Raw genomic sequence first — 13,744 nt, 5'->3', positions numbered from 1 at the left:
CTTCATACTCATGTTTTACGATAGCAGTAGCACGCCAACCAGCAAAACTGGTATTTCAGGTGCGCACCCGTGTGCAGGAGATCGAAATTGCTCCGAGCAGTCCGACGAGCGCGAAAGCGTAGAAGCCCCACGGCACGGCGTAACCCGCACCCAGGAGGACTCCGCCCAGGATCGGGCCACAGATCGCACCGACCCGGCCGACACCTGCCGACCATCCGAGCGCGGTCGCGCGAATCTGAGGTGGGTGATTGGCGCTCGTGAAGGCGTAGACCAGTACCTGCGCACTGAACACGAAGCATCCGGCGAGGAAGACCATCACGTAGATTCCGAACGACACCTTCACACTCAGAAGCGCCAGGAACAGTGCAGCTCCGGCGAACCACACGATGGCTGCAGTCCGCGGGCCGATCTTGTTCGCGACGCCCCCGGCGATCAAGAGTCCGACGACGGCGCCGGCATTGAGGATCAGAAGGAACGTCAACGACGCCCCGAGGTTGTAACCGGCCTCACGCATGATCGTCGGAAGCCACGTGTTCAATCCGTAGACGAGCAGCAAGCCCATGAAACTGGTGATCCAGATGGCGATGCTGTTGCGCAGGAACTTCGAAGAGAACAGTGCGCGAACGGGATTGGCGGCTTCGGCGCGCTCAACTTCGGACGTGGGCGCAATCTCGAGTTCGACTCCGTAACGGGCAGCGATTTCCTCGGCTTCGGCACGCTTTCCGTGAGCGAGAAGGTACGACGGGGATTCCGGCAGATACCGCAACATGAGTGCAATCAGGGCGACGGCAGGAAGTGCGCCGACAACGAACATCGCTCGCCAACCGAAAGGTTCGATCACGACGAGCGCCAGCGCTGCGGTGGCAACGGCGCCGACGTGGTAGCCGGTCATCAGCATGGTCGACGCAGATCCACCGCCTTGTTTCTTCGAGAATTCGTTGACCAGAGCCAATGCCGTCGGTAGGGCGCCACCCAGCCCCACACCGGCAAAGAAGCGCAGCAGCCCGAAGATGAACGGATTGGGCGCAATTGCGCACAACAGAGTCAGAATCGAGAATGCGGCAACGGCGTACAGCAGCGCGCGGCGTCGACCGATGACGTCGGTGAGAGTGCCGATGACGAGGGCGCCGATGGTCATGCCGATGAGCCCGAAGGTCGAGATCATCGTAATCGTGCCGGTACTCAAACCCCACGCGTCGTAGTCGAGAAGCGAAGGAATGACCGCGCCGAGTACGACCAGGTCGAATCCGTCCAGAAGCACAGCGATCCAACACAACGGTGCTACCCACATTGCGGCACGCGCCCCAGGCGAACCGGTGATTGAACTCGACTGCGTATGTGCGGTCATCGGATCCTCGACATTCACTGCTTGTGGGCGTTCGCGACCGGTTGGGATCCAGTAGTTCGGATCGAAACGTGTTCGCATTGCGAACGCCTGTTCATAATGAGCACATCGATTGTGTACGGAGTCACAACGCCATGTCAAACGTCGCGGTAATCTCGAGGAATGGCACTCTCCGAAAATGAGCGTGAACAGTTCCTGGCCGAACCCCACATCGGGGCGCTGTCCGTGGCGGACGGCACCGAGCGCGGTCCGTTGACCGTCCCGATCTGGTACCTGTACTCACCCGGTGGCAAACCATGGATCCTCACGGGCAAGGATTCGCGAAAGGCACGACTCATCGAGTCGGCCGGGCATTTCTCGTTGATGGCCGAAAGGCTCGATCCGACAATCCGTTACGTCAGCGTCAGCGGATCCGTCGACAAGATCGTTCCGGGCACCGACGAGATGCTGGTCGAAGTCTCGCGACGTTACCTGGCTCCGGACAAGGTCGACGGGTATCTCGAATTCGCGCGATCACAGTTGGGCGAACAGGTAGCGATCTACATGAATCCGCAGCACTGGCTGTCTGCGGATCTCGGGGCGATCTGACAATTCTCAGAAAAGCGAAGGCTCGGCGCGCCGGAGTGGCGCGCCGAGCCTGACCTGCATGTGGAGGGCTCTATGTCAGCTCTCGGTGAAGAAACGCACCCGATTGAGTCGATGACCGCTCGCCTCGAAGCCGAACAATGCGATGGCCGGTTCCCCGCACACGATGACGCTCGCCGTCACGGTGCGACCGGCAACCAGCATCTTGCTCTTCGTCACGCCGGTGAGCAGAGCGTTGACATCAGCGTTGGACAACTGCGTCCCCGCCGGAAGCTCGACGGGTACCGGCGGCGTTCGGCCGACAGCGGCCGCATCGAGGAACCGCGACGCTGCCTTCTTGCCTTTGTCTCCGACGCCGAAGATGCCGCGCGAGAACCCGAGCGCCCCGCCGATCCCCTGGTTCGAGAGCAACTGCGGCGTCAACTTCGCGGCCGCCTTCACCCCCGCCACACCAGCAGTCGCGAGCTGGCTCAACATCGTCGCCAATTCCCAATGCGCGTAGAGGGTTCCGATCCGCAAGGAATCGGGCTCCCCCACCAAGTCGTAGCGCAAGTGCATCGGAACGTCGAGAACGACTCCGGTCGACATCTCGGTAGCGAGGCTCAGATCGCGCCACACCGTCCGGCCGCACACGATGTCGCGCTCGACATGGAAGGTGATCGAATTGGGGGCGATGAACGTGTCGTAGAAACTCTCGATCGCCGCCTGACCGTTGTGCGGACGTGAACCTACAGGGTCGTTGACCTGTCCGTCGCCGGCAAACAGGGCCACCCAGGTCGAGCGGTCATGCGCGCCGACGGCTTTCGGGGATCCCTCCACGACGGCCATCAACTGCTCGCGCGTCACCGGCGCGGTCATGCGCGCATCTCGTATGCACCGTCGTACGCCTTGACCTGCTGCCACACCCGGTCGAAGCGTTCACTGTCGACAACAGGCTTCCGCACCGCGGCCAGGGCCCACTTCTGCTGCTCGGGTGTCGACGACGGCTTTCCGTGCAGCGCGATCGCGTATCCCGAGAAGTCACGAATCTGGAAGTCGAAGATCTGATCGACAACGTCGGCGTCGAGCCCGCTGATCTCGGCCTGTTCGAGAATCAGATGACCGTAGACGACGAGAGAGAACAGGTGCCCGACGTTGAGCATGAAATCGAGGTCCTTCTGCTGCTGCGCGTCCGGCGCTGCAGCAGTGAGCAATTCGGTGAGCGCGATCGCCTGCTCGTAAAAACGGGCGACGTTCGGAATCGAAGAGTGCTTCTCGTAGACGGGCTTCCACTCGTGGAACTGAATCTTCGCAGCGCCGCGGGTAGGCCCCTGGTTCCAGAAGAACTCGTCGTCGGCGGCGTCGTCGCGCGTGACGATCTCCGGGAACTGCGCCGAGTTGAACAGATAGTTCGGCAAGAACTTGAGAATCAGGCCGACGTTGACGTGGACGGTGCCCTCGAGCTTGGGCAGCGTGCCGATCATCTGCGCTGCCTCGCGGAAGTACGTTGACTTCTCGTATCCCTTGGCTGCGATCACATCGTGCAGCAACCCGACCACCTTCTCACCTTCGGAGGTGACCTTGGCCTTGGTCATGGGATTGAACAGCAGGTAGCGACGGTCCTCGAGGCTGGCGCTGCGGAAGTAGTCGACCGCCCGCGCACTGAACTGCTTCATCGCGATCAGACGTGAGTACGCGTCGACGAAGGCGGCGCGAACGTGGGCAAAATCCGTGACGGGATTGCCGTACAGAATTCGATTCTGCGCGTGAGTTATTGCCTCGAAGAACGCATGCTCGGTGATGCCGATGGAGCCGGTGCAGAGGTTGAACTTTCCGACGTTGACCGTGTTGAGCGCGGCCTCGAATGCGGCGACGCCGGTGTGCAGAATGTCTTCCTCGCGCACCGGGTAATCGTCGAGGCGGAAATTGCTGACATACATCTGCCCGCGCAGGACGTTGTCCACGAGCTGATAGTTCGGATGTGCACTGTCGGCGACAAAGAACACGTAGCCTTCGGGGCCCTCGACGTCGGTACGACGCCCGAACACAGACACCATTCCGGCTACGTTGCCGTTTCCGATGTAGTACTTCTCGCCGCTCGCGCGGAAGGCGACGTCGCCGTCGGTGGGAGTGAGGAGCATGTCGGTGGAGTACACGTCGGCGCCGTGGTCGCGCTCGGACAGCCCGAACGCCATGACACCACCGTCGGCAAGTTCCTGCGCTGCACGCTTCTTCGCAGCGTCGTTGTCACTCATCCAGATCGGTCCGAGTCCGAGGATCGTGACCTGCCAGGCGTACCAGTAAGCGAGTCCGTAAAAACCGAAGATCTCACTCAAGGCCGCGTTGCGGGCACCGTCCCAACGACGGTTCTCGTCACCGTCGGCGAATGCCGCCGGAGTCTGGAACGTCGCGAACAACTTCTCCTTGCCGACGAATTCGAGAAAGTCGGAGACCCACACGGCGTCGAGGTCGTCCTGAAGCAGTTGCTTCTTACCGCGGCTCTCGAACCATTCGATGGTGGCTCGCAGCAAACGGCGGGTCTCCGGATCGAACTGAGCGGGGTCGTAAGTATGGGGGTTGAAGAGCAATCCATCGGTGCCAGACACGTCATTACCTTTCGTCGATGACGCTAAACTACCAGCGGGTAACTTTCCGCGGTGCGATTCATGGAAGACCTGCGATTCTTCGCGAATGCCACAGGTCCATCGGATTCCACGTGCCCGCCCGAGCACGCGTGATCGGGTAGCACGCCAACCCGAGCAACAACGCAGACATGTGGCCGATGGCGGTGAAATTGGTGGCGAAAATCAGAGGTACACCGTAGAAGAGCAACAGCCCCGCGAGATAGACGTATCGCCACGGATCGACGATGCGGTACACCAGAATCCCCATGATGCCGGCCAGACCGTAGCTCACACCCACGTCGAGAGTGTTGACCGCCGACTCCGCCACGTATCCGTGCCGAATACCTTCGTACAGAACACCTTCGCTGATGTACGTGGCTCCGACGTGGGCGATGACGACAACACACAGCCACCGCCACGTCCCGAGCCAACGCTCAGCCGTTGCATGAAAGATGGTGAAGAGAACCAGGTATCCCAACCAACCGCCACCTTCGAGCCAGAAGGCACTCGAGAACAGGACTCGCAGCGGGTCTTCGGCCAGGTGATGCAGATTGGTCGAGCGCTTGCCGAGAAAACGCTCCTCGACATTGTCGGGCAGATGCCGAAGGAAGAGCGTGGTGAACAGCAGGGCCAGCAACCAGACGTAGGTACCGGGAGCACTGCGCACCCATCGCCATGCCGCCTTTGCTGCCCCCAGCATCCTCACCGCTTCGAGTCTGCGCTCACTCGTTCACTACTGCAACGGCAAACCCGTCCCATCCCTTCGAACCCACGGTTTGAATGGCGGTGCCGTCGAGTTTCGGCTCGGCCGCGATCATCTCCAACACCGCTCGACTCGCTTTGACGCGCTCGTCGTCGATATCCGGGTTGGACACATGTCCCCCACGCACCACGTTGTCCACGATGATGACGGTTCCGGGATGCGAAAGGGCCAACGCCCACCGCACGTACTCGGTGTTGTTCTCCTTGTCGGCGTCGATGAAGACCAAGTCGAAAGGTCCCAACTCTTCTTTCGCGATCAACGGGAGACTGTCGAGCGCAGCGCCGACGCGGATGTCGACACGGTCAGCCAGTTCGGCACGCTCGATATTCGCCCGAGCGACATCCGCATGGGTGGGATCGAATTCCAGCGTGATGACCTGGCCCGAGGGACCGACCGCGCGAGCGAGCCAGATCGTGCTGTATCCGCCGAGCGTTCCGATCTCGAGAACATTGCGCGCCAAGCACATTCGCGCCAGAAGGTTGAGGAGCTTGCCCTGGTTCGGCGCCACGTCGATGGGCGGGAGACCTGCCTCGGAATTGGCGGCGAGTGCCGCGTCGAGAACCGGATCTTCACCTACCAACGTGGAAACGAGATAGCCGTCGACTTCTGCCCAATCCGGTTCGCGTTCCATAGCCACGATTGTGGCAGAAAAGAAGGGCCGCCGCAGACACCTCGGAAGGTGACTGCGGCGGCCCGGACAGCTATTCGAATCAGCCGCGAACTGCGGCGATGATCTCCTCGATCGCTGAATTGGCGTCGATCTCACGGCTCTCGCCGGTGAAGCGGTCGCGAATCTCGACCTTGCCGTCGGCCCAACCACGGCCGACGACAACGATCAGCGGAACACCGATCAGCTCGGAGTCCTTGAACTTCACGCCCGGCGATGCCTTGCGGTCGTCGAGGATCACTTCGAGTCCCGCGCGGTCGAGCTGCGCGGCGAGGCCTTCGGCGCCTTCGCGAGCGGTCTCGTCCTTGTTCGCAATGACGAGGTAAACGTCGGCCGGTGAGACCTCAGCGGGCCAACGCAGACCCTTCTCGTCATGGTGCTGCTCGGCAATGACGGCCACCAGACGCGAGACGCCGACGCCGTACGAACCCATGGTCGGGCGGACGGGCTTGCCGTTCTCGGCGAGGACGTCGACGGTGAAGACGTCGGTGTACTTGCGGCCGAGTTGGAAGACGTGCCCGATCTCGATACCGCGAGCCGAGACCAGCGTGCCGGCTCCATCGGGAGAGGCGTCGCCGTCACGAACCTCGGCGGCTTCGATGGTTCCGTCAGGGGTGAAGTCCCGACCGGCAACGAGGCCGACCACGTGCTTGCCGTCTTCGTCGGCGCCGGTGATCCAGCTGGTGCCGTCGACGACGCGCGGGTCGACAAGGTAGCGAACGCCGTTGGCCTGCAGCGCCTTCGGGCCGATATAACCCTTGGCCAGGAACGGATTGTTCTTGAAGTCGGTCTCGGTGATCATCACGAACTCGGCCGGCTCCAGCGAAGCTTCGAGGCGCTTTTCGTCGACCTCACGGTCGCCGGGGATGCCGATACCGAGCAGTTCCCACTCGCCGCCGGGCAGGCGGGTCTTGACCATGATGTTCTTGAGTGTGTCGGCGGCGGTGACGGTACGGCCGAGATCAGCGCCGTTCGCCCAGTCCACCAGGGTGTCGATGGTGGGTGTGTTCGCGGTGTCGTACACCTTGGCTTCGGGCAGCCCGTCGAACGGAATCGAATCGGGAACAACAGTCTTGACGGCCTCGACGTTGGCGGCGTAGCCGGATTCGAGGCAGCGGACGTAGGTGTCTTCGCCGATCTCGCTCTCGGCAAGGAACTCCTCGGACGCGCTGCCGCCCATCGCACCGGAGGTGGCCGAGACGATGACGTACTTGACGCCCAGACGCGTGAAGATCTTCTCGTAGGCGCCGCGATGCGCCTGGTACGACTCCGTCAGGCCTTCGTCGGTCAGGTCGAAGGAGTAGGAATCCTTCATCAAGAACTCGCGGCCACGCAGAATGCCGGCACGCGGACGCTCTTCGTCGCGGTACTTGGTCTGCACCTGGTACAGGGTGACCGGGAAGTCCTTGTAGGAGTTGTACTCACCCTTGACCGTCAGAGCAAAGAGCTCCTCGTGGGTCGGGCCGAGCATGTAGTCGTTGCCCTTGCGGTCCTTGAGGCGGAACAGGTTGGGGCCGTACTCGGTCCAGCGGTTCGACGCTTCGTAGGGATCGCGCGGGAGCAGCGCAGGCAGCAGGATTTCCTGTCCGCCAATGGCATTCATTTCTTCGCGGACAACACGCTCAACCTCGCGCAGCACCCGCAATCCCAGCGGCAACCACGAGTAGACGCCTGGAGCGATACGACGCACGTAGCCGGCACGAACCAGCAGTTTGTGGCTGGCAACTTCGGCGTCCGAGGGATCGTCACGCAGGGTACGCAGGAACAGGTGGGACAGACGGGTAATCACGAGGTGTAAGGATAGTCGCCGCAGTCGGCCGAGCGGGCCTCGGTACGGTTACAGCGTGCTTGTACTGCTGCCTCCCTCAGAAACCAAGTCCGACGGCGGCAAGGATGCGCCCCTCGATCTGGCCGAACTGTCGATGCCACAGTTGACCGAAACGCGCGAATTGCTGGTTCAGACGCTGGTCGATCTGGCCGCTGACGTCGAGGCGTCGTGCGAAGCGCTCGGGCTCGGTCCGACGCAAGCAGACGAAGTGGAACGCAACGCCAAGCTGTGGGTGTCCGCGACGCGGCCCGCGCTGCAGCGCTACACCGGGGTGCTCTTCGACGCCCTCGACGCAAAGTCGTTCACCCGCGCCCAGAAGGCGAAGGCGCTCGATCGGATCGCCATTGGTTCCGCTCTGTTCGGTGCTGTCCGCGCAGGAGATCTGATCCCCGCCTACCGCCTTTCCGGCGGGTCCAAGCTGCCCGGGATGGGCACGCTCCGCTCACTGTGGAAGCCGGAGTTGCCGAAGGCCTTGGCGGCCGAAGCCGACGGCCTTGTCATCGATCTACGGTCCGGCACCTACCAAGACCTCGGACCGGTTCCGGACGCACTGATCGCAACGGTCCTCACCGAGAAGCCGGACGGCACCCGCACTGTCGTCAGTCACTTCAACAAGCACCACAAAGGTCTGCTCGCCCGTGCGCTGGTGGTCTCGCGTGCCGAACCGACCGACATCAAGGGTGTTGCGCGGGTGGCGTCGAAGGCGGGCTTGCGCGTCGAAATCGCGTCGGAGCGTGAATTGATCATCCTGACGGATTGATGGCTTCGCCTGTCAAGTGCCACAGAAGGTTTGGAATGTTTCGCTGAAAGACTGCGGAGCCGCCTCGGTGTAGTCAGCCCACTCGTCGCGTCGGTCGAATGGATGCGTGACCACCTCCAGCAGCTTCTCGAATGGAGCGAGGTCGCCGTCGGTCGCGGCGCGCAGGGCAGCGTCGAGCCGATGATTACGCGGAATGTACAGCGGGTTGACGCGATCCATCGCGCTCGCGGTCTCCGCGGCCCCGTGTCCGTTTTCGGTCAGGGCTCCCTGCCACCGCTGCAACCAGGGCGCGATGTGCTCCCGTGGCACGAGGTTGTCGAGAGGCACCGAATTTCCGCGCAATTCGTCGGCGAGAGCGCGGAAACTGCCCGTCCAATCAGCACCGTGTTCCGCCAACAACGTCAGCAGATCGTCGACGAGCGCCCGATCGACAAACGGCTGGGCCAGACCCAGCTTTGCCGCGAGACCGGCCGCGTAGTGACCCTCGTAGCGCTCGTCGAAGGTCTCGAGAACTGCTGACGCCGCGGAAATTGCTTCGTCGGGTGTGGAATCGATCAGTGGCAACAGTGTTTCTGCCAAGCGCGCCAGGTTCCACTTCAGTACAGCGGGCTGATTGCCGAATGCATAGCGGCCCCCGTGGTCGATCGAGCTGAACACTGCCGCCGGATCGAACGCGTCGAGGAAGGCGCACGGACCGTAATCGATGGTCTCCCCCGAAATTGTCGTGTTGTCGGTGTTCATGACCCCGTGCACGAAACCGATGAGCATCCACCTCGCCACCAGTGATGCCTGCGCCTCGACCACTGCCTCGAGGAACTTCAGGTAGCGATTGTGTGTACCCGTCGACGGAAGTTCGGTCAGCTCCGGGTAGTGCCGGGCAATCGCGTAATCGGTGAGCGGCTGCAAGACCTCGCCCTGCCGGGCCGCGAACTCGAAGGTCCCAACGCGTAGGTGACTCGACGCGATCCGTGCAAGCACGGCACCGGGTTCTGCGCCGTTGCGGCGAACGTCTCGGCCCGTCGCCACCACCGACAGCGCGCGCGTAGTGGGGACACCGAGGGCATTCATCGCCTCGCTGACGAGATATTCGCGCAGCATCGGCCCTACGACCGCATACCCGTCGCCGCCCCGAGAGAACGGCGTGCGCCCGGAGCCCTTCAGATGCAAGTCCACTCGCTGCCCGTCACTGCTGACGAGTTCGCCGAGTAACAAAGCCCGACCGTCCCCGAGAATTGGTGCGTACCCACCGAACTGATGACCCGCATACGCCATCGCCACCGGTGTGGCCCCGACCGGCACCGTCGAGCCGGACAGGACGCCGATCCCGTCCACACTTCGCAGCGCTGCTACGTCCAATCTCAACGACGCAGCCAGCTGCTCGTTCACCACGAGCAACTGCGGGTCAGGGGCGGCAGCACCTTGCCACGGCACCGTCAGAGCGCCGAGTTCGTCGGCGAACGTGCTCTCGAGGCCGGCCACGATGGTGACCGTGTCTGCTGTGGATTCCTGGAATGCGGCCATCACACGAGAGTAGTCACCGTGCGATGGACTATCGATCAGCCCTGATCGATGTACGACTCGAGCTGATCGCGTTCGCTCTTGAGCTCGTCGATGCGGCTCTTCACCACGTCACCGATACTGACGATGCCGAGGAGGTTGCCGTCCTCGATCACCGGCAGATGCCGGATTCGACGCTCGGTCATGATCGCGGCAATGCTGTCCACCGCGTCTGCCGGAACGCACGTGTACATCAGAGCGGTCATGACCTCGCAAACCTGGATCCCGAGAAGGTCCGGGCCACGCTCGTGCAGGCGTCGAACGACATCGCGTTCGGAGATGATGCCGACCACCGCGTCGTCGTCGACCACCACCATGGCTCCGATGTTGTGGCGGGCAAGATCGCACAGCAACCCGTTGACCGTCGTGTGGGCGTCGATCGTGACGATGCTGTTGCCCTTGTTTCGCAATATGTCCGCGATCCGCATCACGGCACCCCGATCCGTCGAGACTCTCGGCACGTCCTGCAACGATCGTATCGGCTAGCGAAGCGGAAAAACAGGACTGATCAGGCGATTCCCTGAGCTGCCTTCTCCGCAGCCTGTGCCTGGGCTACCTGAGAAGGTGTGAACCTGATGCACAGCGCCGCGATACCGGCGAACACGGCGCAGACCGCGCAGCCCACAAGTGCGAAGGTGTATCCCTCTCCGAGTGCGATCAATTGCGCCGGATTCATGTCCGCTGCCTTGCCCGAAGTGCCGCCGAGCGAGAGCGTCTTGGACGTCGCCATTGCACCGATCACCGACAGCGCCAGTGGCCCACCGAGCGTCTGGGCAACCTGAGCGATGGCCGTCAGCGGGCCGATTTCGGTCTCCGGGACACCGGCGATCGCGCACAGTGGCAAGGGCACCATCGCGAGGCCGATACCGAATCCGATCCCGATCACGGGCACGAACAAGTTGGCCAGGTAGGTGGAATCGGAATCGAGAGTAGATCCGTAGAGGAGTCCGACGATCATGATCACGACGCCGGTGAGGACCAGCCAACGGGGTTGAACCTTCACGGCGAGCTTGGAAGCAACCGACGCGGCGGCGCCCAATCCGAACGCGAACGGAATGAACGCGATACCGGCACGCAACGGCGAATACTGCATGATGTCCTGCACGAACAGCGCGACGAAGGCCGTCATGCTGAACATCGCGCCACCAACGAAGAAGATGGCGAGGAACGTCGCGACACGGTTGCGATCGGCGAACAACGAGAAGGGCAAGAGCGGGTTGTCCGCAGTTCGCTCGACGAAGAGGAAGGCGGCGAGGGCGACCAATCCGGCCGCCAATGCCCCGATGACGGCGATACTCCCCCATCCCATTTCCGGGCCTTCGGTGAGAGCAAAAACAACACCGGTGCACCCGAGAGTCGCGAGGATCGCGCCGGGGACATCCAAAGCCAGACGCGTCTGATTCGTCTCGCGAAGGGCGCGGAACGCCATGCCGACGAGCGCGATCCCGATCGGGACGTTGATGAGGAAGATCAGTCGCCATGACACCTCGGTCAATGCGCCGCCGATGATCAGACCGGCGATCGATCCGACGCCCGTCATGGCGGCAAAAATCGCGATGGCCTGATTACGAGCCGGACCCGCGGCGAAAGTCGTGGCAACAAGGGCGAAGGCGGTGGGCGACGCCACGGCTGCGCCGACACCTTGAAGCGCCCGCGCTGCGATCAACATGCCCTCGTTCAGGGCGAGACCACAGAGCAACGACGCCACCGTGAACAGCGAGACTCCCGCGATGAACATCTTCTTGCGCCCATACGCGTCACCGAGGCGACCACCGAGGAGCATGAGCCCACCGAACGCAAGCGCGTACGAAGTCAACACCCAATTGCGACCACTGTCGCTCAGCCCGAGGTCTGCCTGCAATGGCGCCAGCGCGAGGTTCGCGACGGTGCCGTCGAGCACCACCATCATCTGCAAACCACTCAGGACGATGATGGCGAGCCCGATGACTCGAGTCGCTACCGGGGCATTCGCCGAAGCGGTTTCAGATGTTGGGGAATCAGACACAAGACTTCACGTTACCCAGCGTCGACGGAAAAGCCCGCGACCGGCCCGATCACGATGATCGCCGGAGGCTTGATCTCCTCGTCCTTGACGCGCTGAGCAACGGTCGCCAGATCGGCCCGAAGTTCACGCTGAGTGCGCAGCGTGCCCTCTTGGATGACGGTGACCGGCGTGGTTGCCGGGCGTCCACCGTCGACGAGTGCCTTCGCGAACTGATCGATGCGCTCGACCGCCATGAGCAGCACGATCGTGCCGCGCAACTTGGCCAGCGCCGACCAGTCGACCAGCGAATCCGGATGATCCGGAGCCACGTGCCCACTGACGACGACGAACTCGTGGGTGACGCCGCGGTGGGTGACCGGGATGCCTGCGGCCGACGGGACCGAGATCGCGCTCGTGATTCCGGGCACTACGGTCACCGGAACGCCGGCAGCGGCACACGCTTCGAGTTCTTCGTATCCCCGTCCGAAGACGTACGGGTCCCCGCCCTTGAGGCGGACCACGAACTTGCCTGCCTTCGCGTTGTCGATCAGCGCGGCGTTGATGGCCTCCTGAGCCATGGCACGGCCGTACGGGATCTTCGCGGCGTCGATCACCTCTACGTCCGGACCCAGTTCGGCGAGCAACTCCGGCGGAGCCAATCGGTCGGCCACGACGACGTCGGCGCGGGCGAGCAAACGGCGTCCGCGCACGGTGATCAGATCGGGATCACCGGGGCCACCACCGACGAGAGCAACACCCGCAGCGGCAGGCTCGGCCGTATCGGCGAGCACGCCCGACTGAAGACCTTCGACGACGGCGGTGCGGACGGCTGCCGAACGACGGTGATCGCCGCCCGCCAGAATTCCGATGCTCATACCGTCGTACTCGGCGCTGGCGGGAGTGACGGCGGTGCCGTTCTTCGCGTTGTCGGCGCGCACGCAGAAGATGTGGCGACGCTCCGCTTCGGCGACGATCGCCGCATTGGTTTCCGGCTCGTCGGTCGAGGCGATGGCGTACCACGCACCTTCGAGGTCGCCGTCGGCGTACGGACGCTCTTCGACCGTGATCTGCCCGGCCGTGGCCATACCTTCGACGGCCGGAGTGAACGCGCGGCTGATGACGTGAACGCGGGCACCAGAGGCGACCAGCAGTCCGAGTCGGCGCTGAGCCACAGTGCCGCCACCGAACACGACCACGCGTCGATCGGTCAGGTTGAGGCCGACCAGGTAGTTGGTCTCGTCTGCGGTGGACTCGCTCACTCGCACTCCGTTTCGTTGTCAGAATTGGTCAAGCTGGAGGGAACTTTACGGGCCGCGGCCACGGTCACTCCATCCCTGGCAGTCTTGGCCAGCACAAGTCGGCCGCCCCCGGACGCGAGGATCGCAGCCGCTTCCGCGACGCTTGCCGTTCCGACGGCGTTCTCGACGCGAGGCGATGGTGACGGAACTTGAACTCGCGCAAGTACGTCCGAGGCGAAACTCACAATCGGGACGTCCAGTTCATGGGCCGCTGTCAGAAGAGCCGAAGACTCAGCTTTTGCCGCCACAGTGGCGAGTACCACGATCTTCCCTTGCGCCGCGGGCACAGCCTTCACCGCAGCGACGATGTCCTTCGCGGTGACACTCGTCGTGAATCCCACGCCTATACAGAGG

13 protein-coding genes are annotated in these 13,744 nt (G+C 62.9%); 2 read left to right on the top strand and 11 right to left on the bottom strand.

Going from position 1 to position 13,744, the window contains the following annotated elements; all coding sequences use genetic code 11:
* Nucleotides 1–55 precede the first annotated feature (55 nt).
* Nucleotides 56–1,348, bottom strand: coding sequence for an MFS transporter (locus QRN54_RS04685; protein ID WP_285181677.1), 1,293 nt, complete (start codon nt 1,346–1,348; stop codon nt 56–58).
* Nucleotides 1,349–1,507: 159 nt separating this feature from the next.
* On the opposite strand from QRN54_RS04685, the gene QRN54_RS04680 reads away from it, so the two are divergent.
* Nucleotides 1,508–1,933: a pyridoxamine 5'-phosphate oxidase family protein gene (locus QRN54_RS04680; protein ID WP_003942732.1), complete on the top strand. Its 426-nt coding sequence runs from the start codon at nt 1,508–1,510 to the stop codon at nt 1,931–1,933.
* Between the two features lie 75 nt (nt 1,934–2,008).
* Here the strand turns inward: QRN54_RS04680 and QRN54_RS04675 are convergent, their stop codons facing one another.
* The 5 genes from QRN54_RS04675 to QRN54_RS04655 all read right to left on the bottom strand — a co-directional run bounded on the left by QRN54_RS04675 (nt 2,009) and on the right by QRN54_RS04655 (nt 7,752).
* Entirely contained in the window at nt 2,009–2,788 is a 780-nt protein-coding gene (locus QRN54_RS04675) for a nuclear transport factor 2 family protein (RefSeq protein ID WP_030535621.1), read from the bottom strand.
* Complete coding sequence (locus tag QRN54_RS04670; RefSeq protein ID WP_007735018.1) at nt 2,785–4,515, bottom strand: acyl-CoA dehydrogenase family protein; 1,731 nt, start codon at nt 4,513–4,515, stop codon at nt 2,785–2,787. The genes QRN54_RS04675 and QRN54_RS04670 overlap by 4 nt, the downstream gene beginning before the upstream one ends.
* A gap of 58 nt (nt 4,516–4,573) precedes the next feature.
* Nucleotides 4,574–5,233 (bottom strand): rhomboid-like protein, encoded by a 660-nt coding sequence (locus QRN54_RS04665; protein WP_021343988.1) that lies wholly within the window; start codon nt 5,231–5,233, stop codon nt 4,574–4,576.
* A 22-nt stretch (nt 5,234–5,255) separates the two neighbouring features.
* Complete coding sequence (locus QRN54_RS04660) at nt 5,256–5,927, bottom strand: O-methyltransferase (protein WP_042450748.1); 672 nt, start codon at nt 5,925–5,927, stop codon at nt 5,256–5,258.
* A gap of 79 nt (nt 5,928–6,006) precedes the next feature.
* Complete coding sequence (locus tag QRN54_RS04655) at nt 6,007–7,752, bottom strand: proline--tRNA ligase (RefSeq protein WP_042450750.1); 1,746 nt, start codon at nt 7,750–7,752, stop codon at nt 6,007–6,009.
* Nucleotides 7,753–7,807: 55 nt separating this feature from the next.
* Here QRN54_RS04655 and yaaA point away from each other — a divergent pair, with 55 nt between their 5' ends.
* Complete coding sequence (gene yaaA, locus QRN54_RS04650; protein WP_007735009.1) at nt 7,808–8,551, top strand: peroxide stress protein YaaA; 744 nt, start codon at nt 7,808–7,810, stop codon at nt 8,549–8,551.
* 12 nt (nt 8,552–8,563) lie between these two features.
* On the opposite strand, the gene QRN54_RS04645 is transcribed toward yaaA, so the two are convergent.
* The 5 genes from QRN54_RS04645 to QRN54_RS04625 form a co-directional block, all read right to left on the bottom strand.
* The gene (locus QRN54_RS04645) at nt 8,564–10,072 is read right to left on the bottom strand and encodes a protein adenylyltransferase SelO (RefSeq protein WP_285181676.1); all 1,509 of its coding nucleotides are present in this window, start codon (nt 10,070–10,072) and stop codon (nt 8,564–8,566) included.
* Between the two features lie 35 nt (nt 10,073–10,107).
* Nucleotides 10,108–10,536 (bottom strand): CBS domain-containing protein, encoded by a 429-nt coding sequence (locus QRN54_RS04640; protein ID WP_003942785.1) that lies wholly within the window; start codon nt 10,534–10,536, stop codon nt 10,108–10,110.
* An 80-nt stretch (nt 10,537–10,616) separates the two neighbouring features.
* Nucleotides 10,617–12,113: an MFS transporter gene (locus QRN54_RS04635; protein WP_020907421.1), complete on the bottom strand. Its 1,497-nt coding sequence runs from the start codon at nt 12,111–12,113 to the stop codon at nt 10,617–10,619.
* A gap of 11 nt (nt 12,114–12,124) precedes the next feature.
* Entirely contained in the window at nt 12,125–13,351 is a 1,227-nt protein-coding gene (gene cobA, locus QRN54_RS04630; protein ID WP_285181675.1) for a uroporphyrinogen-III C-methyltransferase, read from the bottom strand.
* Nucleotides 13,348–13,731, bottom strand: a complete 384-nt coding sequence (locus QRN54_RS04625) for a cobalamin biosynthesis protein (protein ID WP_285181674.1) — start codon at nt 13,729–13,731, stop codon at nt 13,348–13,350. Before QRN54_RS04625 ends, cobA begins: the two co-directional genes overlap by 4 nt.
* Between the last annotated feature and the right edge of the window lie 13 nt (nt 13,732–13,744).

The organism is Rhodococcus sp. MEB032, from assembly GCF_030208925.1.
Taxonomy (GTDB): Bacteria; Actinomycetota; Actinomycetes; order Mycobacteriales; family Mycobacteriaceae; genus Rhodococcus_F; species Rhodococcus_F qingshengii.
Note: the sequence above shows the minus strand (reverse complement) of the source record. Positions and strands in the feature narration are given on the sequence as shown.